Source organism: Actinomyces succiniciruminis, from assembly GCF_900002405.1.
GTDB lineage: Bacteria > Actinomycetota > Actinomycetes > Actinomycetales > Actinomycetaceae > Actinomyces > Actinomyces succiniciruminis.
Genome location: NZ_LK995474.1, coordinates 45,241 through 68,068 on the forward strand (window position 1 = coordinate 45,241; position 22,828 = coordinate 68,068).

19 protein-coding genes are annotated in these 22,828 nt (G+C 69.4%); 10 read left to right on the forward strand and 9 right to left on the reverse strand.

Going from position 1 to position 22,828, the window contains the following annotated elements:
- Nucleotides 1–30: 30 nt before the first annotated feature.
- Nucleotides 31–2,154 (reverse strand): NAD(+) synthase, encoded by a 2,124-nt coding sequence (locus BN1056_RS03320; protein WP_210579040.1) that lies wholly within the window; start codon nucleotides 2,152–2,154, stop codon nucleotides 31–33.
- Between the two features lie 140 nt (nucleotides 2,155–2,294).
- On the opposite strand from BN1056_RS03320, the gene BN1056_RS03325 reads away from it, so the two are divergent.
- A complete protein-coding gene (locus BN1056_RS03325; RefSeq protein ID WP_210579042.1) occupies nucleotides 2,295–5,099 on the forward strand; it encodes a GH32 C-terminal domain-containing protein in 2,805 nt (934 codons plus the stop codon).
- A 722-nt stretch (nucleotides 5,100–5,821) separates the two neighbouring features.
- On the opposite strand, the gene BN1056_RS03330 is transcribed toward BN1056_RS03325, so the two are convergent.
- Entirely contained in the window at nucleotides 5,822–6,529 is a 708-nt protein-coding gene (locus tag BN1056_RS03330) for a TetR/AcrR family transcriptional regulator (protein ID WP_210579043.1), read from the reverse strand.
- Between the two features lie 82 nt (nucleotides 6,530–6,611).
- On the reverse strand, nucleotides 6,612–9,314 hold the full coding sequence (clpB, locus tag BN1056_RS03335; protein ID WP_210579045.1) for an ATP-dependent chaperone ClpB: 2,703 nt from the start codon (nucleotides 9,312–9,314) through the stop codon (nucleotides 6,612–6,614).
- Between the two features lie 239 nt (nucleotides 9,315–9,553).
- Here clpB and BN1056_RS03340 point away from each other — a divergent pair, with 239 nt between their 5' ends.
- The 5 genes from BN1056_RS03340 to BN1056_RS03360 all read left to right on the forward strand — a co-directional run bounded on the left by BN1056_RS03340 (nucleotide 9,554) and on the right by BN1056_RS03360 (nucleotide 14,492).
- The gene (locus tag BN1056_RS03340; protein WP_210579048.1) at nucleotides 9,554–10,288 is read left to right on the forward strand and encodes a hypothetical protein; all 735 of its coding nucleotides are present in this window, start codon (nucleotides 9,554–9,556) and stop codon (nucleotides 10,286–10,288) included.
- Between the two features lie 124 nt (nucleotides 10,289–10,412).
- On the forward strand, nucleotides 10,413–11,120 hold the full coding sequence (locus BN1056_RS03345) for a hypothetical protein (RefSeq protein WP_210579051.1): 708 nt from the start codon (nucleotides 10,413–10,415) through the stop codon (nucleotides 11,118–11,120).
- Nucleotides 11,121–11,210: 90 nt separating this feature from the next.
- Nucleotides 11,211–11,918: a hypothetical protein gene (locus tag BN1056_RS03350; RefSeq protein WP_210579053.1), complete on the forward strand. Its 708-nt coding sequence runs from the start codon at nucleotides 11,211–11,213 to the stop codon at nucleotides 11,916–11,918.
- Nucleotides 11,919–11,987: 69 nt separating this feature from the next.
- A complete protein-coding gene (locus BN1056_RS03355; RefSeq protein ID WP_073333928.1) occupies nucleotides 11,988–12,170 on the forward strand; it encodes an Rv0909 family putative TA system antitoxin in 183 nt (60 codons plus the stop codon).
- Nucleotides 12,171–12,218: 48 nt separating this feature from the next.
- Complete coding sequence (locus BN1056_RS03360) at nucleotides 12,219–14,492, forward strand: prolyl oligopeptidase family serine peptidase (RefSeq protein WP_210579055.1); 2,274 nt, start codon at nucleotides 12,219–12,221, stop codon at nucleotides 14,490–14,492.
- Here the strand turns inward: BN1056_RS03360 and BN1056_RS03365 are convergent, their stop codons facing one another.
- The 6 genes from BN1056_RS03365 to dnaK all read right to left on the reverse strand — a co-directional run bounded on the left by BN1056_RS03365 (nucleotide 14,493) and on the right by dnaK (nucleotide 19,932).
- The gene (locus BN1056_RS03365) at nucleotides 14,493–15,197 is read right to left on the reverse strand and encodes a hypothetical protein (RefSeq protein ID WP_210579058.1); all 705 of its coding nucleotides are present in this window, start codon (nucleotides 15,195–15,197) and stop codon (nucleotides 14,493–14,495) included.
- A 26-nt stretch (nucleotides 15,198–15,223) separates the two neighbouring features.
- Nucleotides 15,224–15,703, reverse strand: coding sequence for a hypothetical protein (locus tag BN1056_RS03370; protein ID WP_210579060.1), 480 nt, complete (start codon nucleotides 15,701–15,703; stop codon nucleotides 15,224–15,226).
- Between the two features lie 80 nt (nucleotides 15,704–15,783).
- Nucleotides 15,784–16,293: a heat shock protein transcriptional repressor HspR gene (locus BN1056_RS03375; protein ID WP_210579062.1), complete on the reverse strand. Its 510-nt coding sequence runs from the start codon at nucleotides 16,291–16,293 to the stop codon at nucleotides 15,784–15,786.
- Entirely contained in the window at nucleotides 16,290–17,315 is a 1,026-nt protein-coding gene (locus BN1056_RS03380; protein WP_073333915.1) for a DnaJ C-terminal domain-containing protein, read from the reverse strand. Before BN1056_RS03380 ends, BN1056_RS03375 begins: the two co-directional genes overlap by 4 nt.
- Before the next feature lie 68 nt (nucleotides 17,316–17,383).
- Nucleotides 17,384–17,959 (reverse strand): nucleotide exchange factor GrpE, encoded by a 576-nt coding sequence (gene grpE / locus BN1056_RS03385; protein WP_073334003.1) that lies wholly within the window; start codon nucleotides 17,957–17,959, stop codon nucleotides 17,384–17,386.
- A gap of 113 nt (nucleotides 17,960–18,072) precedes the next feature.
- Nucleotides 18,073–19,932: a molecular chaperone DnaK gene (dnaK, locus tag BN1056_RS03390; protein WP_210579064.1), complete on the reverse strand. Its 1,860-nt coding sequence runs from the start codon at nucleotides 19,930–19,932 to the stop codon at nucleotides 18,073–18,075.
- A 361-nt stretch (nucleotides 19,933–20,293) separates the two neighbouring features.
- Here dnaK and BN1056_RS15040 point away from each other — a divergent pair, with 361 nt between their 5' ends.
- From BN1056_RS15040 to BN1056_RS03410, 4 genes are all read left to right on the forward strand, one after another.
- The gene (locus BN1056_RS15040) at nucleotides 20,294–20,716 is read left to right on the forward strand and encodes a helix-turn-helix domain-containing protein (protein WP_425306098.1); all 423 of its coding nucleotides are present in this window, start codon (nucleotides 20,294–20,296) and stop codon (nucleotides 20,714–20,716) included.
- Between the two features lie 101 nt (nucleotides 20,717–20,817).
- Nucleotides 20,818–21,051: a YlcI/YnfO family protein gene (locus BN1056_RS03400; RefSeq protein WP_210579066.1), complete on the forward strand. Its 234-nt coding sequence runs from the start codon at nucleotides 20,818–20,820 to the stop codon at nucleotides 21,049–21,051.
- 17 nt (nucleotides 21,052–21,068) lie between these two features.
- Nucleotides 21,069–21,389: a type II toxin-antitoxin system PemK/MazF family toxin gene (locus tag BN1056_RS03405; protein WP_210579067.1), complete on the forward strand. Its 321-nt coding sequence runs from the start codon at nucleotides 21,069–21,071 to the stop codon at nucleotides 21,387–21,389.
- Between the two features lie 229 nt (nucleotides 21,390–21,618).
- Nucleotides 21,619–22,828 (forward strand): MFS transporter (locus BN1056_RS03410; RefSeq protein ID WP_210579068.1); only part of this gene is annotated, 1,210 nt, incomplete at its 3' end.

A 22,828-nucleotide genomic window follows, 5' to 3' on the forward strand; every position in this document is an offset into this window, starting at 1 on the left:
GACGCGGCCCACAGTAGCACGCGAGTGGTCTTAGATCTCGGGAACGTTGCGCTCAATTTCGGCGAGCCACGGCCCGGCGTCGGCGTCGGAGGGCATGCGCCAGTCGCCGCGCGGGGACAGCGTGCCGCCGCCGACCACCTTGGGGCCGTTAGGCAGCGTCGAGCGCTTGAACTGACTGGAGAAGAAGCGCCGAAAGAAGACCAGTTCCCACTTGCGGATGTCGGCGAGCGTGTAGGCGACCTTCTCCTCCTCGGGCAGGCCGGCCGGCCACTGACCCACGCTCGGGTCGGCCCAGGCCTTCTCCGCCAGGAAGGCGATGCGGGAGGGGCGCTCACCACGCCGCAACACGTGCCACAGTGTGAAGTCCTGCAGCGCGTAGGGGCCGATGCGGGCCTGAGTGGACTGGATGGGCTCGTCGTCGTCGGCCGGAACCAGCTCGGGGCTGATCTCGGTGTTCAGCACGGCCAACAGCACCTCGCAGGCCTGCTCGGAGAAGAGCTTCTCGGCCACCACCCAGCGGATCAGGTGCTGAATCAGGGTCTTGGGTACGCCCGCGTTGACGCCGTAGTGGGCCATCTGGTCGCCCACCCCGAAGGTGCACCAGCCCAGGGCCAGTTCGGATAGGTCGCCGGTGCCCAGCACGATGCCGCCGCGGGCGCCGGCGATGCGGAACAGGAAGTCGGTGCGCAGCCCGGCCTGCACGTTTTCGAAGGTGACGTCGTAGACCTCGCGGCCGCGCTCACCGCGCCCGTAGGGGTGGTCCATGGCGGTGAGCATCTGCTCGGCGACGGGCCGGATGTCCAGCTCCTCCACATGGCAGCCGAGCGCGGTGGCCAGGGCGAGGGCGTTGTGCTTGGTGGCGGCGGAGGTGGCGAAGCCGGGCATGGTGATGGCGTGGATGTCCGTGCGCGGGCGACCGAGGCGGTCCATGGCACGGGCGGCGACGATCAACGCGTGGGTGGAGTCCAGGCCACCGGAGACGCCGATGATGAGCTTGGGGTTGCCGATGGCGCGCAGCCGCTGCTCCAGGGCGGACACCTGAATGTTGTAGGCCTCGTAGCAGTCCTGGGCGAGGCGGTCGGGGTCATTGGGGACGAAGGGGAAGCGGGACACCTCCCGGCGCAGTCCGATGTCGGTGCGGGGTGCAGACAGGGCGTCCCGCGGGATGCGTACGGTGCGGAAGGCGTCGGGATTGGTGGGGGCGGCGCTGCCGCGGGCGAAGGTGCGGCGGTTGTCGTCGAAGGTGCCCTGGCGCAGGCGCTCGGCGCGCAGGCCCTCGAGGTCGACGTCGACGACGGTGGCGCGCGGGGAGTCGGGGAAGCGCTCGGTCTTGCCCAGCAGGGTGCCGTTCTCGTAGACGAAGGTCTGCCCGTCCCAGGCCAGGTCGGTGGAGGACTCGCCCTGCCCGGCGGCCGCATATACGTAGGCGGCCAGATCGCGGGCGCTGGAGGCGCGGGCCATCAGTCGGCGCTGCTCGGCTCGGCCGACGGTGACCGGGGAGCCGGAGAGGTTGACCAGCACGGTGGCACCGGCCAGGGCCGCGATGGAGGACGGCGGGACCGGCACCCACATGTCCTCGCAGATCTCCACGTGGAAGACCAGCCCGGGCACGTCCTCGACGGCGAAGAGCAGGTCCGGCCCGAGCGGCACGCTCACGCCGTCGGCGTCGGGGCCGACGCCGGGAAGGCGGACGGTGGCGGGCAGGTCGCCGACTCCGGCGGCGAAGTGCCGGGACTCGTAGAACTCGCGGTAGGTGGGCAGGTACGACTTGGGGGCGACGCCGCGCACCGCCCCGCCCTGGATGACGACGGCGCAGTTGAGCAGCCGGTCGCCCACGCGCAGGGGGGCGCCGACGACGAGTGCCGGCAGCAGGTCGGCACTGGCGGCGCGGATGGTTTCGAGTGCGGCCAGCACGTTGGCGGTCAGCAGGTCGTCCAGGAGCAGGTCGTCGACGGAGTAGCCGGTCAGAGTCAGCTCGGGGAAGGCGGCCAGTACCACGCCGTCGGCGGCCAGGGCGCGGGCCTGCTCCACAACGGCGGCGGCATTGGCGGCGGGGTCGCCCATGGACACCGGCAGGGTGACCGCGGCGACGCGCGCGAAGCCCTGGTCGTAGGCGGAGTGGAAGGCGATGTCGGTGCGCTCCGGGTTACTCATGGGCCGATCCTGGCACAGCAGACCCGACAACGACTCTTGTCAAATCGTTTTCTTCACCGTAGTGTCTTCATGCGTTCCGGGAACACGCAGCCCCGGACGCCTTGATCCCTACCCCCTGAATCGCATCGAAGGAGATGCACATGCACGTCGCTTCGCGATTACCACGCCCGCTCCGACCCCTGGCCGTCACGGCGGCACTCGCCCTGGCCGCCGTCGGCGCGGCCGCGCCCCTATCCGCAGCCCCGGCCGCCGCCGACCCCGCGGAGGCCACGGCCACCGACCCCTGGCGGCCGCTGGCCCACTACTCGCCCCAGAACAACTGGATGAACGACCCCAACGGCCTGGTGTATGTGGACGGCGAGTACCACATGTTCTACCAGTACAACCCGGAGGGCAGCGAGTGGGGCAACATGTCCTGGGGGCACGCGGTCTCCACCGACCTGGTGCACTGGGAGGAGCTCGGCGTCGCCATCCCCTACACCGAGGACTACGGAGTGTTCTCCGGCTCGGCCGTCTACGACGTCAACAACACCTCCGGCCTGGGCACCGCCGACGCCCCGCCCCTGGTGGCGGTGTGGACGCGCGCCGACAACCACAACGGCAACCAGTCCCAGTCCCTGGCCTACTCCACGGATAAGGGCCGCACCTGGACCACCTACAAGGGCGGCGACCCGGTGCTGGACATCGGCTCCACCGAATTCCGCGACCCCAAGGTCTTCCGGGATGAGGCCGCCGGCCACTGGACCATGGTGGTGGCCCTTTCCGCCGAGCACCAGGTGGCCTTCTACTCCTCCGACAACCTGATCGACTGGACGCGGCAGTCCACCTTCGGCCCCATGGGTGACACGAGCGCCGTGTGGGAGTGCCCCGACCTGTTCCCCATGGCGCTGGACGGCGACCCGAACAACGTCAAGTGGGTGCTGTCGCTGAGCGTCGCCGGCAGGGGCCGCTACTTCACCGGCGACTGGGACGGCACCACCTTCACCGCCGACGACATCCCCGTCTACGCCGGCGCCGAGGGCACCGTGGTGGAGGACTGGGAGTCCGGCACTTACGGCGAGTGGACCACCTCCGGGACCGCCTTCGGCGACGCCCCGGCATCCGGGGACGTCACCGGGCACGCGGGCTCCTACTACGCGGACTCCTGGGGCACGGGGGACGCCGACACCGGCTCGCTCACCTCCGCGCCCTTCACCATTGAGCAGGACTACCTGAACCTGCTCATCGGCGGCGGCAACCACCCCTATGACGCCGCCGCCACCGGCGACGACGGCGACGGCACCCTGCTGGCCGGCTTCGACGACGGCACCTGGGAGGGCTGGACCGTCACCGGGAACGCCTTCGGGGAGGCTCCGCTGACGGGTACCGCACCCGGGCAGCAGGACCTGATCAACATGAGCAGTGCCGGCGTGCTGAACTCCTTCTACGACGCCGACACCGGTCAGGGCACCGACGCGTCCACCGGCACGGCCACCTCGCCGGAGTTCACCATCGACGCCGACTACCTGAACCTGCTCATCGGCGGCGGCAACCACCCGGAGGCGGATGGCGGCGGCGCCACCGTCGTCCAGCTGCTGGCCGACGGCGAGGTGGTGCGCACCGCCACCGGCCGCAACCTGGAGGAGCTCAACTGGCAGAGCTGGGACGTTAGCGACCTGCGCGGGACCACCGCCACGCTGCGCGTCGTCGACGAGAACACCTCCGGCTGGGGACACATCCTCCTCGACGAGGTGCGGTTGTCGGACCGCGCGGCCACCACCATCCCCAACAACACCTCTGCCAACGTGGTGGTCGACGGCGAAGTGGTCGCCTCCGCGACCGGCCGGCAGTCGGGCGGCCTGGACTGGGCGAGCCTCGATCTGCGCCAGTGGCGGGGACGGGAGGCCCAGCTGGTGCTCGAAGACAACAACCAGACCTCCGAGTGGGGCCACTTCATGGTCGACACCATCGTCCAGTCGGATACGCCCGGATTCAGCCAGACGGAAGTGATGCCGTACCTGGACTACGGGCGCGACTACTACGCGGCCGTCACCTGGAACGGTGTACCCGACGGCGAGCGCTACACGGTGGCCTGGATGTCCAACTGGGACTACGTGAACGCGGTACCCACCACCTCCTGGCGCACCGCCATGACCACGCCCCGTCAGCTGGAGCTGCGCACGCTGAACGGCGAGCCGCGGCTGACCGCCGCACCCGTGGCCGGGATCGAGTCGCTGTACACCGGTGACGCGGTGGTGCTGGACGGAACCGAGATCCCCGAGGGCACCACCACCCTTGATGATCCGGCCGCGGGCACGGCCCTGGATGTCTCCCTCGCCCTGGACCCGGGTACGGCCGCCGACAGCGGGATCGTCGTGCATGCCGCCGACGGGCAGGGCACCGTCGTCGGCTATGACGCCGAGGCGGGCGAGGTCTACCTGGACCGCACCAACTCCGGTGCCACCGATTTCTCGGCGGCCTTCCCGAGCGTGGAGCGCGCGGAGGTGACTCCCGACGCGGATGGCCTGGTGCGGCTGCGGGTACTGGTGGACGCCTCGTCGGTTGAGGTGTTCGCCGCCGACGGCGCAACAACCATCACCGATGCGGTCTACCCGGAGGAGACGGCGACGGGAGTGTCCCTGTTCGCCGACGGGGGTGCGGCCACGGCGGTGCAGCTGCGCATCAACCAGTTGTCGGACTACCGCAACACCTCCATCACGCCGGAGCCCTCGCCGTCGGCGAGCCCCTCGGCGGAGCCCACAACCGCGCCCTCGTCTGCGCCCTCGACGGCCCCGTCGACCGGCCCGTCGACGCCGGGCGCGACGCCGACCGCCGCAGCGACTACGCCCAGCGGATCTAACGGACCGCTGGCACACACCGGTGCCGCCGCGCCGCTTCTCCTAGTCGTGGCGGCGGCAATGGTCCTCGCAGGCGTCACCCTGAGGGGTTCACGGCTTCGCCGCTGATTCGCGGATCTGGGGGTATCCCGCGCAACCGCAACCCATCCGTTACCAGACTCCCGCAGAATTCTGGGCTTTCCTGGATGGATTAACCACGCGGGACGGCCTATGATTACGCATGTCGGAACGCTCGCGGCATCGAGGAGGTTCAGGGACTCTGATGACGTGCCGGTGCGTTTGGGGTTGACGCGTTTCAGGGACCGCGCCCCCAAAGTCCGACCGGGGCCCCGCGCCAATGGCGCGGGGCCTCTTTTTGCCCTGACGGGGTTATCGGCGCGAACGTGGGTTATCGGCGCGAATGCGTGTGGTTCGGGCGCGTCGTGGGGTCTTAGTTGGTTCGTCCGGCGCAGCCCTTGCGGGCCCGGGGGCCTTCCAAGGACGTGGGGGTGGAGCCCCACCGGGCGGAGGTGTATCCCGCGGGACCCACGCACGTGGCGGCCTGCGCGTCGACGACTCGTCAGATGTGGTGGCAGTTCGCTAGGTGCGCCGACGCCGAATACACGCGTTCGCGTCAGGAACACGAGTTTTAGAGCTTTGCACGCGCCCCGCACCCGCAAACCTCTAAAACACGTGTCTTTGCGGGAAACTCGTGTACGAGACACGGCCCAGCCGCCCAGCACCCTAGGCCAGACCCGCCCAACGGGACCTGCACCCGAGGCCCAACCCGCGCCATAGCAGACCCGCCTCGAGCGCAGACCCACCCCCGCCGCGGCAGAACTCGGAATAACTCAGCCGATCCGCCAGCGCCGCTTGAGGTCGTCCACGTACAGGCGCATCTCGTCGACCATCCCGGTGCCGACGTTCACCTCCGCCGCCGTGCCGGGCGTGGTCGCGCACAGCCACTGGATCTGCAACCCATCACTGAGGGCCACCACCGAACGCGCAATCAGCCGCGAAGGCGCCTCGGGTCGCACCGTGCCGGCGGCCTTGCCTCGCTCCAGGGTGTCCTCGATCTGGGCGATGGACTCTGCCAGGTGGCTGGCGAGCCAGGTATGCGCCGGATGGTCGGCAGCCAGAACCGCCGGCGTTGTCGCCGTGTAGATCGCCACCAGTTCGCGGTGGCGGGTGTTGTGCTCCACCAGGGCCGCGAAAGCATCGAGCAGGCGCCAGGGGTCGTCGTTGAACTGCTCGTCACCCAGCAGGCTCGCACGGTCCTCGCGATCGCGGCGCTCAAGCACCTGAGCGAATAGCGCCTCCTTGGAGGAGAAGTGGTGCAGTAGCCCGGCCTTGGAGATCTCGGCGGCGGCAGCGATGTCCGCAAGCGAGGTGCCCGCGTAGCCATGGGCGCCGAACAGGGCGACGGCCTCATTGAGGATGCGTTCGCGCTTGTCCTCGCTACCGGCCGGCGGGCGGCCAGGGCCGCGCCAACGCCCACCCGAAGCGGTAGAAGTGGTCGCGAGCGAGGCGGTATGCGGGTGGGCCGGGGTAGAAGACATGCCCTCATTCTCGCACTGGTGCGCGTCGGCCCCGGGTGCCGTGTCGCAGCACCCGGGGCCGACGCTCCTGGATCCGGTCGGATCAGGCCACCGGCGTCGCCGCCGACGGCGCCCAGGCCTCCCCGCGGGCGGTCAGCGCCAGGCCGGCCAGCACGCCCTCGGGGCTGACGTCGACGACGACTTCCTGGCCGTCGAGCACCTCCCCGGCCAGCAGCATCTTGGCCAGCCGGTCGCCGATCTCGCGCTGCACCAGCCGGCGCAGCGGCCGAGCGCCGAAGGAGGGGTCGTAACCCTCGTCGGCGAGCCACTCGCGAGCGGCGTCGGTCACCGTCAGCGTGAGTCGTCGACCCTGCAGCCGCTCGGCCATGCGGGCCAGCTGGATGTCGACGATCCGGCCGAGCTCCTCCTTGGTGAGCGCGTCGAAGATCAGCGTGTCGTCCAGCCGGTTGAGGAACTCCGGCTTGAAGGCGCCGCGCACCGCGGTCATCACCGACTCGCGCTTCTCATCCGGGGACAGCAGCGGGTCGATGAGGAACTGGCTGCCCAGGTTGGAGGTGAGCACGAGGATGGTGTTGCGGAAGTCTACGGTGCGGCCCTGGCCGTCGGTGAGGCGGCCGTCGTCGAGCACCTGCAGCAGGATGTCGAAGACCTCGGGGTGGGCCTTCTCCACCTCGTCCAGCAGCACCACCGAGTAGGGGCGGCGCCGCACGGCCTCGGTGAGCTGGCCGCCCTCCTCGTAGCCGACGTACCCCGGAGGGGCGCCGACCAGTCGGGCCACCGAGTGCTTCTCGGAGTACTCGGACATGTCGATGCGCACGATGGCGCGCTCGTCGTCGAACAGGAAGTCCGCCAGGGCCTTGGCCAGCTCGGTCTTACCCACACCGGTGGGGCCGAGGAACAGGAAGGAGCCGGTGGGCCGGTCGGGGTCGGACACGCCCGCACGGGAACGGCGTACGGCGTCGGACACGGCGGTCACCGCGGCCTTCTGGCCGATCAGCCGCTTGCCGATGGCGTCCTCCATGTGCAGCAGTTTGGCCTGCTCGCCCTGCATGAGCTTGCCGACCGGGATGCCGGTCCAGGCGGAGATGACCTCGGCGATCTCGGTGGGGCCGACCTTCTCCGCAATCATCGGCTCCGGGGCGGCCCCCTCGCGCTCGACCCCGTCCGGGCCGACGACGGTGGTGTCGGTGGCCTCGGCGTCACGGATCTGCTTCTCCAGGGCGGGCATCTCGCCGTAGCGCAGGCGGCCGGCCTCCTCGAAGCGGCCCTCGCGCTCGGCCAGGTCCGCCTTGGTGCGCAGTTCGTCCAGCTGCGCGCGCAGCTCACCAACCTTGTTGTGGCCTGCCTTCTCGGCCTCCCAGCGGGCATTGAGCGCAGTCAGTTTCTCCGAGGCGTCGGCCAGTTCGGCGCGCAGCCGCTCCAGCCGGTCCACGGCGGCGGGGTCGGCGCGGTCGCTCCCCTCCTCCAGCGAGTCGGCCAGGTAGGACTCCTCCATGCGCATGCGGTCCACGCGGCGGCGCAGCTCGTCGATCTCCACCGGCGAGGAGTCCAGCTCCATGCGCAGACGGGAGGCGGCCTCGTCGATCAGGTCGATGGCCTTGTCGGGCAGCTGCCGGCCGGAGATGTAGCGGTCGGACAGGGTGGCGGCGGCCACGAGCGCGCCGTCGGAAATGGTGACCTGGTGGTGGGCCTCGTACTTGGGGGCGATGCCGCGCAGGATCGCGACCGTGTCATCCACGGAGGGCTCCCCCACGTACACCTGCTGGAAGCGGCGCTCCAGGGCGGGGTCCTTCTCCACGTGCTCGCGGTACTCGTCCAGCGTGGTGGCGCCGACCAGGCGCAGCTCGCCGCGGGCCAGCATGGGCTTGAGCATGTTGCCGGCGTCCATGGCTCCCTCCGAGCCGGCGCCCGCACCGACGACGGTGTGCAGCTCGTCGATGAAGGTGATGATCTCGCCGTCGGAGTCCTTGATCTCCTTCAGCACGGCCTTCAGCCGCTCCTCGAATTCGCCGCGGTACTTGGCACCCGCGACCATGCCGGAAAGGTCCAGGGCCACGAGCCGCTTGCCGCGCAGGGAGTCGGGGACGTCGCCGGCAACGATGCGCTGGGCGAGCCCCTCGACGACGGCGGTCTTGCCGACGCCGGGCTCGCCGATCAGCACGGGGTTGTTCTTCGTACGGCGGGACAGTACCTGCACCACCCTGCGGATCTCGGCGTCGCGGCCGATCACCGGGTCGAGCTTGCCCTCGCGCGCCGCCTCCGTCAGGTCGGTGCCGTACTTCTCCAGGGACTTGTAGGTGCCCTCGGGGTTCGGGGAGGTGACGTGGGCGGAACCGCGCACCTGCGGCAGGGCCTCGCGCAGCTTCGAGGCGGTGGCGCCGGCGTCGGCCAGCAGTTTGGCGACGGGGTCGGCCGACGGGTTGCCGGCGGCCAGGCCGATGAGCAGGTGCTCGGTGGAGACGTACTCGTCTGCGAGCTGCTTGGCCTCGTTCCCGGCGGCCTCCAGCGCGGCCAGGAAGGCGCGCGAGGGTTGCGGCTGGGCGACGGAGGAACCGGAGCTTGCCGGCAGCGACGTCAGGACGCGGCGGGTGGCCGCGCCTACGGCCTGGCGGGCCGCGGCGTCGGGGACGACGGCGGCGAGCAGGCCCGCGGCTACGCCGTCGGTCTGGGTCAGCAGTTCGGAGAGCAGGTGGGCGGTGTCGACCTGCGGGTTGCCCGCGGCGGCGGCCGCCTGCATGGCTCCGGAGATCGCCTCCTGCGAGCGGGTGGTGAAGTTAGTGTCCATATGGACCTCCTTGACGTGGGTGCCCGGACACAGGCGGTCCGGAGTTCTGCACGCCTCAACCGATGCAGCCTTGAGTCTATTCCACTCAACTTTGCGGAGAGGCGCTCGTCGCATGCGTCCCGAATCACTACTTGCGCAGGTGGGTAGTTCTCCCGGGGGAGCCCTACCCATTTCGTTATCTGCGGCCTCTCCGTAGCGTGTTCAGCACACACAGTCCGACGCAAAGATTGGAATCTCCCATGTCCCGCCTGTCCCGCCTGACCACCCTCGCAGCCACCGGCCTGACCGCCGTCGCCCTGACCGCGTCCATGGCCGCCTGCTCCTCCAACTCCGACGACGCCGCCGACCAGGGCTCCGACCAGCAGGTCACCACCACGGCCGACACGGACACCGGCTCCGACGACGCCGACGAAACCGAAGCAGCCGCCGAGCCGACCGTGCCCGACGGCTACACCCTCACCGAGGTGCCCGGCGCCGAGCTGTCCATCGCCGTCCCCTCCGACTGGAGCACCCTGACCGAGTCCACCGCCTCGGACACCGAGTTCGTCTCGGCCCTGGCCACGGCCCTCGGCCGGACCGAGGCCGAAACCACGGCCATGCTTGACTCCCTCGCCCTGTACAGCATCGACATCAGCGGCACCCGCGACTACGCCGAGAATCTGAATGTCGAGATCGCCAAGGGTTTCACCGCCATGCCTTCAGAGAACGACATGGTCGCCCTGCTGGAGAATCAGAACAATGAGGCCGCGGGAATGGTCTTCGAGCCCGGCACCTACACCGAGACAACCACCGCCAGTGGCCAGGACGCCGTCGTGGAGACCTACACCCTGCCGGTCGATGGCGGGCCGACGACCGAGGGCACCTACGTCGTGGTCTACGCCAATGGCGGCGACGACTTGGCGCTTATCGCCATCAGCACCGACTCCGCCGAGCGGACCCAGGAACTGGCCGACGTGGTCCTCGGCTCCATCTGATACGTAACACATTGACGACCAATTCGTTACCGTTGGGGTGGGAACGCAGTCGGCGTCCCCACCCCAACGGCTTACAGCCACCACTCAAGGCAACACCCGCCGCAATCAATCGCGAAGGATTCCCATGACTCGCCTGTCCCGAAGCGCCACCCTGGCCACCACAGGTCTGACCGCGGTCGCTCTGACCGTCTCCATGTCCGCCTGCTCATCCGGCTCCGACTCTGACGACACCACAGCCACGACATCCGTATCCGCCACCGCCGCGGTTGCGTCGTCGGCAAGTGCGACGCCCACCGAAGACGCGACCGCGATGTCCTACACGCCTACCGAGGTACCGGACACCGAGCTCGTCATTCCTCTTCCAGCCGATTGGCTGGTACTGAGCGAGTCCGACGCCGCCAACGAAGAACTGATGAATTCCGCCGCCACCGCCACGGGACAATCGACAGACACCATCATCAGCACGCTACAGAACACGTCTCTCTACATCCTCGACACCACCGAGCTGACCGGAACCATGACCGTCACGGTTCGTCCCGTCGGCACCGGCCTGTCAACCGAGAACGACTTTGCCGAGATCATCAACTCCATGTATCCCGACAATGACGGCATCTCTACGGAGATCGGCGACTACACCACTACGACGACCGAGGCTGGAGCCGATGCGGTGATGCAGACGTATAGCGTCAACGTAGAGAGCACCGGCGAGGTCGCCTATGCCACCGTCGTGGAGTTCACCGCACCAGATGCGCGAACCGTAGCCGTCCACGTGGGCACCAATTCTGCTGAGCTTAATCAGGAAATCATCGACGGCGTTCTTAGCTCGGTATGAGGCCGAATACCGTCCGCAGACACTCGCCTGCCGACCACCATCCAAATCAGTACCGAGCCCGATAACACAACCAAGAAGGAGACCTGCCCAATGGTCCACTCCACCCGCCTGCCCCGCCTTACCACCCTGGCCACCACCGGACTGGCCGCTGTCGCCCTGACGCTGTCCATGTCCGCCTGCTCCTCCGGCTCCGACGACGCCGCCGACTCCGCGAGCGCCGCCTCCGACCAGGCGGTCACCGCCACCGCGGACACCGGCGCCGATGACAACGCCGCCGTCCCGGACGGCTTCACCCTGGTTGAAGTGCCGGACTACGACATCTCCGTGGCCGTCCCCTCCGACTGGGACACCCTCACCACCGCCAACACCTCCGACACGGAGCTGGTTGGACGCATCGCGCAGGCACTGGATGACTCCGAGGAGGAGGTCATCGCCGATCTGGAGGACACGCCGCTTACCAGCGTCGACACCGCCTCTGACACCGCCTCCGACACCGCCGTCGCGCCGTACCTCGTCCTCGGCCGGATCGATGGGGAGGGCGCCCTGCCGACCGAGGACCAGATGCGGTCACTGGCGGAGAACAACGACGCCGATGTCACCGGCTACGAGCAGACGACCTCCGGCAGCGGCGCCGACGCCGCCACCATCACCCTAAGCGCCTCCGAGGACGGCACGCAGTACTACGTGTCCGCCCTCGCCGTGTCGGAGGGCGATGACGCCTACCTCGCGTCGGTGATCGTCGTCGATTCCGAGGAGCAGCTCAAGGAGATCTCCGACGCCATGCTCGCCTCCCTCTGACCGGCACGTGTCATACTGCACGGATGGGACGCCGCCCGGCTTCCCGTTGGTCGACGAAAGGAAGCACTTATGGGACTCGATGATCTGAAGAAGAAGGCCGAGGGCGTCGTCAGTTCTGACAAGGTCGAGGAGGTCTCCGACAAGGTCCTGGACAAGGCCGCGGAGGCCGCCAAGAAGGTCACCGGCGGGAAGTTCGACTCCCAGGTCGACTCCGCTCGCGACGCCGCCGACAAGGCCATCGGCGACAAGTGAAGTCCGCTTCGGCGGCAGTGCATCCCGACCGGCCGTAGAGTCGGACGGGTGAACACGACGCCCGCTTCCCCTCCATCCGAACTCGAGCCCGTCCCCGACTGGCTCGACGAGATCGAGGGGGAGCGGGCGCTCGCATGGGTGGCGCAGCGCAACGCCGCCACCCGCGCCGCCTACGACAACACCCCCGGATTCGCCCAGCTGCGCGCCGACATCCAGGCGATCCTCGACGCACCCGACCGCATCCCTCGCGTCGGCCAGGCGGTCGGCGCCCTGTACAACTTCTGGACCGACGCCACCCACCCGCGCGGCCTGTGGCGGCGCACCACTTGGGAGGCCTACCGCGCCGGCGCAACCGCTGGTTCTGAGCAGACCGACTGGGAGGAACTGCTCGACCTCGACGCGCTCGGAGCGGCGGAGGACACCGCCTGGGTGTGGCACGGCGCCTCCGTGCTGCGCACCGGCCCGCGCGCCGGTCGGCGCGCCCTGGTCACCCTGTCCGCGGGCGGCGCGGACACCGACGTCACCCGCGAGTTCGACCTGGAATCGCGTCACTTCGTCCCCACCGACCCCGACGGCGGGGCCGGCTTCCACCGCGAGCCCTCCAAGGGCTTCCTGGCCTGGGCCGACGACGCCGGCGAGGCGGTTCTGCTGGCCGGCGACTTCGGCCCCGGTTCCCTCTCCCCCGCCGGCTACCCGCGGCAGGTGCGCCGCCTGCGCCGTGGTCAGAGCCCGCAGGAGGGCGAGGTGCTGCTCACCGCCGCGGCCGACGACGACGGGGCCTGGGCCTACCGGGATCCCTGGGGGCGCACCTGGCTGCTGACCCACCCCGACTTCTACACCGAGGAGCTGTGGCTGCTGCCCGACGGTGCCCCAACCCTCCCCGCCGCCGACGCCGAACGCTGCCTGGCCGACGCACAAGCAGTGGTGGCGCCGGGCGCCCTGCATGTGGATGTCCCCGCCTCGGCCGCGGTCACCCCCGCCTGGGATCTGTTGCTGATCGAGCTGCGCGAGGACTGGGAGACCACCGCGGGCTGCATCTATCCGGCCGGTTCGCTCCTGGCCGCCCCCATCGACGCCTTCCTCGACGGCTCCCGGGAACTGACGGCGCTGTTCACCCCGACGCCGGCGACTTCGCTCAGCGCCTTCACCATCACCGCCCATCACCTGGTGCTCACGCTCCTGGACGACTGTGTGACCACCTTGGAGGTGCTCACTCCGGGCGGCCCGGACGGCACCGGCCCCTGGCGGCGCCACCGCCCCGACCTGGGTACCCTCCTCGGCGCCACCACCGCCACCAGCGGGGAGCCCGCGGCGGCCCCGGAGGACCCGACACTGCTGCGCCCCGGACGGGCCCTGGTCGACGTGTCCGCGAGCGCCGTCGATCCGCGGGAGGGCGACCGGCTGTGGCTGACCGTCTCCTCCTTCACCCGCCCCACCGTGCTCGCCGTCGGGGAGCTGGACGCGGCCGGGGAGCTCGGAGCCGTCGAGGTGCTGCGGGAGGCGCCCGCGCGCTTCGACGCGAGCGGCGTCATCGTCACCCAGCACGTGGCCGTCTCCGACGACGGCACCCGCGTGCCCTACTTCCAGATCGGCCGACCCGCGCGGGACGACGCGGGCGCATCCCGCCCGGCCCCGACCCTGCTGTACGGCTACGGCGGCTTCGAGATTCCGCTCGGGATCGGCTATCTGCCGGTCACCGGCCGGGCATGGCTGGAGCGCGGCGGCACCTACGTGGTGGCGAATATTCGTGGCGGCGGCGAGTACGGCCCGGCCTGGCACCGGGCGGGACTGAAGCAGCACCGGCACCGGGTCTACGAGGACTTCGCCGCCGTGGCCCGGTCCCTGGTGAAGCGGGGCGTGACCACGCCGGCACAGTTGGCGGTACACGGCGGCTCGAACGGGGGACTGCTGGTGGGCGTCATGCTCACCCGCTACCCGCAGCTGGTGGGGGCGGTTGTCTGCGAAGTGCCGCTACTGGACATGCGCCGCTACCACAACCTGCTGGCGGGCGCCTCCTGGGAGGCGGAGTACGGCAACCCGGACGATCCAGAGCAGTGGGACTTCATCCGCGAGTTCTCCCCCTTCCACCTGCTCAAGCCGGGGCGCAGCTACCCGCCGGTGCTCCTGATCACCTCCACGCGTGACGACCGGGTGCACCCGGCGCACGCCCGCACCACGGCATACCGCATGCTGGCGCTGGGCCAGGACGTGACCTACTTCGAGAACAACGAGGGTGGGCACGGCCGCGCCGCCACCAACGCGCAGCGGTCCTACATGCAGGCACTGGAGTACGAGTTCGCCTGGCGGAGGCTGACCGACTAGTCAGCGGCGGGCGCGGGCGAGGCCGATGACGGTGACGATCAGCCCGGAGAAGCCGACCGCGCCTGCGCCCAGTATCAGTACCGCCGCCAGTGGCACGCGGTCGAGGTTCATGGGTGGGCCCACCACCAGGCCGGCGGTGCCCGCGGGGCAGGTGACGGTGTAGGCGCCGCTGCGGGCCGGCGTGAAGGTGGCGTAGGGGACGCCCGCCTCGGGAGCATCCAGGTTGACCGCGGCACCGTCGGGGTCGGTGACCGTACAGCCGGTGACCGCCGTCGCGGAGGTGCCGTACAGGCCTGCCGTGGTGCCGGATTCCAGGTAGACCACGCCGTCCTCGCCGAGCGTCGCGCTCCGGGTCAGGGAGCCTCCCAGGGCGGTCAGCGCGCCGGTCAGCAGCAGCAATGGCGCAATCACCAGCATCAGCACCAGGCCTACGCCGAAGGTGCGCCACCGGTGCGCCGGGCGGCCGGTCCCGGTCGCGGAAGTGCCGGCACCTAAACGGGTCGGCACCGGCCCGCCCGCCTCGATGGGGCGTCGCCGATGAGGGTCGTTCGCAGACGTCGGAGCCTGGCCCGCCGCGGGACGGCCGCCGGAGCCGGTCCCGGTAGGCGGCTCCATACCCTGCTCACGCAGGTAGGCGGCCAGTTCTTCCGGGCTCAGGCGCTTGCCGTAGCGGGGCTCGCCGTCGTCGGTCTCGTAGGCGGCCACCGGTCCTCCGTCGTGCGCTGACGCCGTCAGGCGGCCGGGGTGTCGGTCTTGGGCGCACCGACCTTCGCCGCGATCTCAATGATGAGCCGCAGGATCAAGATGTTGACCAGGACCTCGGGCGCCGTCCACAGCAGCCGCAGCAGGAACTCACCGAAGTCGAAGTAGGTGTAGTTGATGGCGCCGAGAATCCAGCCCGCCACGGACAGCACGAAGCCGACGATGAAGATCGTCTTGCCGTACTTGGAGGCGAAGTCGCGGGCGCCGTCGAACAGGTTGGTCATGAAGGAGTCGGCCTTGGGCGCGGCGGGCTGCGCGTAGGAGGCGGCCGGGTAGGCGGCCTGCTGGAACTGGGCCGGGGCGGGCTGACCGGGCTGGGCCGCCTGGGCCGGCGGGTACGGGGCCGGCTGCTGCGCCTGCGGGGGGTACTGCTGCGGGTTGTAGCTGCCGGGGGCGGAGCCGGCCGACGGCGGGATGTACGGCTGTGCGGAGTTGGGCGTCTGGGTCATTGCGCGTATTCCTTCACTTCGTGTTGCAGTAGCGCGGTCAGCCTACCGCGGGGAGCCGGGCCGACGCCGCGAGCGTGGTCTCACCGCTGGTCCGTCCAGGCGCGGCGCACCACGATGGCGGTGCCGGGCCGGGTCGAGCCGGCGCCCGTCCCGGTTGCGGCACTCTGGGTGTCCGTACGCGGGCGAGCCCGCCGACCGGGAGGCACCGGGACGACCTGCACCTCGCCGTCGGCGGCCGCGGCGAAGACCCGTTCGACGGCGGCCTGGCGGGCGCGCAGGGCGCGGTTCTCCTCCTCCAACCGCTCCACGCGCCGCTCCAGGTCGAGAATGCGGCGGATGCCCTCCAGGTTGATGCCCTCCTGGCTTAGCGCCTGCACGCGCCGCAGCCGCTGGACGTCGCGGTGCGAGTAGCGCCGCCCCCGCCCGGAGGCGCGGGCGGGGGTTACCAGACCGAGCCGGTCGTACTGCCGCAGAGTCTGCGGGTGCATGCCGGCCAGCTCCGCAGCCACGGAGATGACGTAGACGGCCCGCTCGTCGGCGTCCTCGGCGAGGAAGTCGACGCCCTGTCCGGTCAGCCGCCGCGCACTCACCGGGCCGCCTCCTGGGCGAGGCCCGCGCGCGGATCCGCCTCCATCGCCGCGTCAAATGCCTCCAGGGCTGCCTTGGCCTCCTTGGACAGCTTCTTGGGCACGGCCACCTGCACGGTCACCAGCAGATCGCCGGTCCGCTTGGAGGTGACGATTCCCTTGCCGCGCAGGCGCAGCACGGTGCCGGAGGAGGTGCCGGGCTTGATGCGCACGCGGCTGGTCTTGCCGTCCAGCAGCGGCACCTGCACGGTGGCTCCCAGCGCCGCCTCCTTGAGGGTGACGGGCAGGTCCATGCGCAGGTTGGCGGTGTTGACCGGATCGATCGAGTACACCGGGTGCTTGGCCACCGAAATGGTCACCACCATGTCCCCGTTCTCGCCGCCGTTCGTACCCGGGCGCCCCTTGCCGCGCAGGCGGATCTTCTGCCCGTCGTGCACGCCGGCGGGAATGCGCACGGTGATGGTGCGCCCGTCGGCAGTGAGCTCGGCCAGGGTGCCGGAGACGGCATCGCGCAGGGACAGCGTGGCGTTGGTGAGCACGTCGGGCCCCTTGACCGGCTGCGGCTGGGAGGAGAACCCACCGAAGCCGAAGGGACCGCGTCCGCGCCGTCCACCCCCGGCGCCCGCGGCACCGCCGAACATGCGCAGCAGGTCGTCGATGTCCTCCTGGGAGGCGCCGCCGGAGGTGGAGTAGCGCACGTTGGGTCCGCCACCGCCGAACATGGAGGAGAAGATGTCCTCGAAGCCGGCGCCGCCACCACCGGAGCCGGAGGTGAAGCGTGCGCCGCCACCGGCCATGGAGCGGATGGCGTCGTACTGCTGACGCTCCTTGGGGTCGGACAGCACGGAGTAGGCCTCGCCGATCTCCTTGAACTTCTCCGCCGCGGCGGCGTCACCCGGGTTGCGGTCGGGGTGGTACTTCTTGGCGAGCGCGCGGTAGGCCTTCTTAATGGCGGCGGAGTCGGCGTCCTTGGCGACGCCGAGAACCGCATAGAAGTCCTTGGTCATCCAGTCCTGACTGGCCATGGCTCACCGCCTCCTTTCTGTTCCTGTTGAACTGCCCATTTGAACTGCCTAGTGCGCAGCCTTCGCGCTCAGGCCGGGTTGGCGACCTGTACGCGGGCCGCTCGCACCACGCGCTCACCGAGCTTGTAGCCGGGCTGCAGTACCAGCGCCACGCTCGGCTCGGTGACCTCCGTGGACTCGGTGGCCATGAGCGCCTCGTGCAGCTTGGGGTCGAAGACCTCCCCGACCTCACCGAAGCGCACCAGGCCGAACTTATCGGCCAGGATCTGCTCCAGCTTGTGGGCGGTCGTCGCGAAGGTGCCGGTCAGGTCGCCGTGCTGGCGGGCCAGCTCGATCTCGTCCAGGACCGGGATGAGGGTCTCGACGACGCTCGCCTGCCCCGCCTCGCGGTGCCCGGCCGCGCTTTCGCGCGAGCGGCGCACGAAGCCCTGGTACTCCTGCTGCAGGTTGTACAGGTCGGCGCGGGCGCGGGCCAGGTCGTCGGCCGCCTGCGCGGCCTGGGCCCGGGCCTGCTCCAACTCCGAGGGTGCCTCGACGTCGGTGCCTGCGTCCTCCGCTCCGTTGCCGCCCGCCGGGGCGGCGCCGCCCTGGGCCGCGGAGCCCAGGTCGACGCCGTCGAAGGCGGCCTCGATCTCGTCGGCCAGCGCGGGGTCGACCCCGCCGGCGCCGGGGTTGGCGCCGGCGGGCCGGTCCTGGCCGGCGTCCTGCCCCGGCTCGGGCTCGGAGCCCTCGTCCGGCCGCTTGTCCGGGTCGGCGCTCACTTGGCGTCCTCGTCGTCGACGATCTCGGCGTCCACGACGTCGTCGTCCTCGGCAGAGGACTGCGCCTGGGCGGAGGCGGCGTCGCCGGCGGCCTGGGCGGCCTGCTCGGAGGCGTACAGGGCCTGACCGATCTTCTGGGAGACCTCGTTCAGCTTCTCCTGCGCGGCCTTGACGGGCTCGATGTCGGTGCCCTCGAGGGCCTTCTTGAGCTCGTCTACGGCGGCGGAGACCTCGGACTTGACGTCCTGCGGCAGCTTGTCCTTGTTCTCCTTCAGCAGCTTCTCAATGGAGTAGACCTGCTGCTCCGCCATGTTGCGGGTCTCGGCCTCCTCACGGCGCTTCTTGTCCTCCTCGGCGTGAGCCTCGGCCTCCTTGACCATGCGGTCGATGTCCTCCTTGGGCAGGGCGGAGCCGCCGGAGATGGTCATCGACTGCTCCTTGCCGGTGCCGCGGTCCTTGGCGGACACGTGCACGATGCCGTTGGCGTCGATGTCGAAGGAGACCTCGATCTGCGGGATGCCACGGGGGGCCGGGGCAATGCCGGTCAGCTCGAAGGTGCCCAGGGGCTTGTTGTCGCGGGCGAACTCGCGCTCACCCTGGTAGACCTGGATGAGCACGGAGGGCTGGTTGTCCTCGGCGGTGGAGAAGATCTCGGAGCGCTGGGTCGGGATGGCCGTGTTGCGCTCGATCAGCTTGGTCATCACGCCGCCCTTGGTCTCGATGCCGAGGCTCAGGGGGGTGACGTCGATCAGCAGCACGTCCTTGCGGTCGCCCTGGATCACGCCGGCCTGCAGGGAGGCGCCGACGGCAACGACCTCATCGGGGTTGACGCCCTTGTTGGGCTCCTTGCCGCCGGTCAGCTCGCGCACCACCTCGGTGACGGCGGGCATGCGGGTGGAGCCGCCGACCAGGACCACGTGGTCGATCTCGGACAGGGAGACGCCGGCGTCCTTGATGACGTTGTGGAACGGCACCTTGGTGCGCTCGAGCAGGTCCGCGGTCATCTCCTCGAAGTGGGAGCGGGTCAGGCGCTCGTCGAGGTGGATGGGGCCGGCCTCGCTCATGGACAGGTACTGCAGGTTGATGTCGGTGCTCATCGCGCTGGAGAGCTCCTTCTTGGCCTGCTCGGAGGCGTCACGCAGACGCTGCATGGCGATCTTGTCCTTGGACAGGTCCACGCCGGACTTATCCTTGACCTGCTTGACCAGCCAGTTGACGATGCGGGCGTCCCAGTCGTCGCCGCCCAGGCGGTTGTCGCCGTTGGTGGCGCGCACCTGGATGGTGGAGAAGCCGTCCTCGTCCTTGCCGACCTCCAGCAGGGAGACGTCGAAGGTGCCGCCGCCCAGATCGAAGACCAGGATGAGTTCGTCCTCCTTGCCCTTGTCCAGGCCGTAGGCGAGGGCCGCGGCGGTGGGCTCGTTGACGATGCGGTCCACGGTCAGGCCCGCGATGGTGCCGGCCTCCTTGGTGGCCTGGCGCTCGGCGTCGTTGAAGTAGGCGGGGACGGTGATGACGGCGTTGGTGACGCTCTCACCCAGGTAGGCCTCGGCGTCGGCCTTCAGCTTGGCCAGGATGCGGGCGCTGATCTCCTGGGCGGTGTACTTCTTGCCGTCGATGTCGACGGTCCAGTCGGTGCCCATGTGGCGCTTGACGGAGGAGATGGTGCGCTCGACGTTGGTGACCGCCTGGCGCTTGGCGACCTCGCCGACCAGTACCTCGCCGGACTTGGAGAAGGCGACGACGGACGGCGTGGTGCGCCCGCCCTCCGCGTTCGGGATGATGGTGGGCTCGCCGCCCTCGAGGACGGCGATGGCGGAGTTGGTGGTTCCGAGGTCGATGCCGACGGCACGTGCCATGGGTGCTCCTTGATGTCTCGTGGTGTTGAAGTTGAGTGGTATGCACTCAGGATCATGGTTGAGCGTGGCCTTGTCAACTCCACGCGCCGCGACCTTGAGTCTGATGGGCTCAACCCTGCATGGGGCGGTTCTATTCCAGAGCCGCTCACCGTGACTCGGGTTACTCCGGGCACCTGAATACGACCCATACGCCGCCCGACTACCACCCGGATGTGGCCCGCGTACCCGTACACCAATCCCGACGTCTTCGACCACCATCGCCGCGAGGGCGTCCTCCGCATCGTTGTTCCGACCGGCCGCACCCTCAAGCTCAAGTGCGAAGCGCAGCCTGCCGCGGATCCGCGGATCGGGCTCGCCGCGATTGCGTGCGCGGTGGATCACTGCGGCTGTTGGTAGTTCGGGCGGGACCGCTCGGGCGCTCGCCCGGCGGCTGGCACCCTCCGGCCGACGATTCGCACCTTCACACGACGGTACGTACCTTCCGGTCCACGATTCGTACTCTCCTGCAACGGCACGTACTTCCAAGTGCCGAACCGTCGCAAGAAAGTACGAATCAGCGGAGCAAAGGTACGAACCGTCGGGCCCCGCACCGGCCTGCGCACGCACCCCAAACACTGCCGGCCCAGGCATCAATGACGAGGCCCGACCCCTGCACCCCAGCCGACAGCGCCCACCCCCACCGACCACACCCACAAACGCGAAGAGCCGCTTCACCACCCTCACGGCGCTGTGCGACGCGCTCGACTGCACAGTTGGCGAGCTACTGGAGGTGACCGCCGACTAGGCAGTCAGCCATCACGACCGGTGTCGGGCGGGTCGGCCGCGGGCGGCGAAACCGGCATACCATGCATCCCATAATGGGATTCGCATTGGCACACTGATTCCATGAGTACGCAAATCACGGTACGCCTGCCCGACGACGTCGTCGCCTTCCTCGATGACGTCGTCTCCACGGGAGAGGAGGCGAGCCGGGCGGCGCTGGTCACCAAGGCCCTGCAGCGGGAAATGCGCCGCTGGGCCGCGCTTCGTGACGCCGAAGTCCTCCGCGAGAAGGGCGCTGCCGACGACCTGGATGAACTGGTCGCCTGGACGGCCCGCAACGTCGAATTCGGCGACTGATTCACGAGTACGGAATCATGAGGCAGATCCGGCTGGCTCGACTCGACAAGACCCGCCCCGTCGTCGTACTCACGCGCGCGGCGGCGCTCACGGCCATGACCAAGGTGACGGTCGCGCCGATCACCTACACGATCAAGGGCCTGTCCAGCGAGGTGCCGGTGGACCCCAGTCAGGGGCTCGACCACCCTGGCGCCATCTCACTGGACAACGCACTGACCATTCCGACGGCGTCGCTCGGCCGCATTGTCGGCTACCTGGGCGAGGAGCAGGAGCACATGCTCGCCTGGGCGATAGTGCTCGCCTTCGACCTGGAACTGCCACTGCCCGGTAATCGGTGAGCGGCTCGCCCAGCTAGATCCGACGCGCAAGCCCAACGGCGGGAAGACCGGAGGCGCCGGCGGTGCGCCGATGGTCGGCACGAGGACCCTCCCGCGATCAGGGTCGCGCCCCAGACCGAGCGGTACAAAACTCTGTCAAACGATTGCGTGACGTCGAGGTCCCAACGGGCTTAGGCTGACATGTGTAGTGCAGCTCACTTTCCCTTCCGTCTCAATGAGGAGATTCCCTATGGCAGAGCCACAAACCGCAGCAAGCTCCTCCGCTGGCGGGCGCGCCACCCAGGAGGAGATCGACGCCTTCTTCGCGCCACCCACCAAACCGGTCAAGCCGTACTTCATCGCGGCTTACGTCCTGGCGCAGCTCTTCTTCTTCATCGCCCTCATGGGGCCGGCGGTCGTGGCCATCCAGACCAAGGCCATGGCTATGTTCCCGACCGACTCGGCAGCACAGGCCAACGCCGTATCCCAGATCGCCGGCCTTGGGGCCCTGGGCGCGGTCTTTGCCAACGTCATCTTCGGGCAGGTGTCCGACCGCACCATGTGGCGCTGGGGACGGCGCCGCCCCTGGCTGGTGATCGGCATCCTCGGCATGACCCTCGGCCTGACGATCATGGGCCTGACCAACACCGTACCGGCGGTCGCTGCCGGCTGGCTCATCGCCCAGATCGGAGCCAACGCCGCCCTGGCACCCTTCGTCGCCGTGCTGTCCGACCAGGTGCCGGAGTTCCAGCGCGCCCGCGTCAGTTCCATGATCTCCATCGCCCAGAACCTGGCACAGCTCATCGCCACCTGGCTGGCCGAGGCGCTGGCGACCAGGCTCCCGCTGCTGTTCATCGGCCCGGCCATTCCGGCGATCTTGTTCATGGTGTGGTTCGCCTTCGTCCTGCCGGACAAGCAGCTGACTATTAAGCCGCCGCGGCTCGACTTCATCGGCCTGCTCAAGACCTTCTGGGTCAACCCCGTCAAGCACCCCGACTATGCCCTGGCCTGGGCTGGCCGCTTCCTCATCACGCTGTGCGCCTTCTCCTTCACCACCTACCGCCTCATGTACCTGGTCCACCGGGTCAGCCTCACCGAGGCAGAGGCACGGCACACGATGACAATCTCGGTGTTCATTTACACCTTCATGCTCATGGGCGCTAGCTTCGTCGGCGGACAGCTCTCCGACCGGCTCCATCGGCGCAAGGCCTTCGTATTCGCCGCCTCCGCGCTATTCGGTGTCGGCACGCTCATGCTGGCGCACACCACCACAGTGTCCGGCTTCTACATGGTGGAGGCGGTCATGGGGCTGGCCTACGGCGTCTACGTCTCCGTCGACCTCGCCCTGGTGGTGGACGTCCTTCCCAACCCGGACAACGCCGGCAAGGACCTGGGCGTGTTCAACATCGCCAACGCCCTGCCGCAGTCGCTCGCCCCGTACATGGCACCGCTCTTCCTGG

Excerpts from the sequence above, each read along its gene's own strand:
- dnaK (WP_210579064.1), bottom strand. The coding sequence starts at position 19,932 with ATGGCACGTGCCGTCGGCATCGACCTCGGAACCACCAACTCCGCCATC.
- clpB (WP_210579045.1), bottom strand. The coding sequence starts at position 9,314 with ATGGACACTAACTTCACCACCCGCTCGCAGGAGGCGATCTCCGGAGCC.
- BN1056_RS03380 (WP_073333915.1), bottom strand. The coding sequence starts at position 17,315 with ATGGCCAGTCAGGACTGGATGACCAAGGACTTCTATGCGGTTCTCGGC.
- BN1056_RS03330 (WP_210579043.1), bottom strand. The coding sequence starts at position 6,529 with ATGTCTTCTACCCCGGCCCACCCGCATACCGCCTCGCTCGCGACCACT.
- BN1056_RS03350 (WP_210579053.1), top strand. The coding sequence starts at position 11,211 with ATGGTCCACTCCACCCGCCTGCCCCGCCTTACCACCCTGGCCACCACC.
- BN1056_RS03340 (WP_210579048.1), top strand. The coding sequence starts at position 9,554 with ATGTCCCGCCTGTCCCGCCTGACCACCCTCGCAGCCACCGGCCTGACC.
- BN1056_RS03320 (WP_210579040.1), bottom strand. The coding sequence starts at position 2,154 with ATGAGTAACCCGGAGCGCACCGACATCGCCTTCCACTCCGCCTACGAC.
- BN1056_RS03370 (WP_210579060.1), bottom strand. The coding sequence starts at position 15,703 with ATGACCCAGACGCCCAACTCCGCACAGCCGTACATCCCGCCGTCGGCC.
- BN1056_RS03405 (WP_210579067.1), top strand. The coding sequence starts at position 21,069 with ATGAGGCAGATCCGGCTGGCTCGACTCGACAAGACCCGCCCCGTCGTC.
- BN1056_RS03325 (WP_210579042.1), top strand. The coding sequence starts at position 2,295 with ATGCACGTCGCTTCGCGATTACCACGCCCGCTCCGACCCCTGGCCGTC.
- BN1056_RS03345 (WP_210579051.1), top strand. The coding sequence starts at position 10,413 with ATGACTCGCCTGTCCCGAAGCGCCACCCTGGCCACCACAGGTCTGACC.
- BN1056_RS03355 (WP_073333928.1), top strand. The coding sequence starts at position 11,988 with ATGGGACTCGATGATCTGAAGAAGAAGGCCGAGGGCGTCGTCAGTTCT.
- BN1056_RS03400 (WP_210579066.1), top strand. The coding sequence starts at position 20,818 with ATGAGTACGCAAATCACGGTACGCCTGCCCGACGACGTCGTCGCCTTC.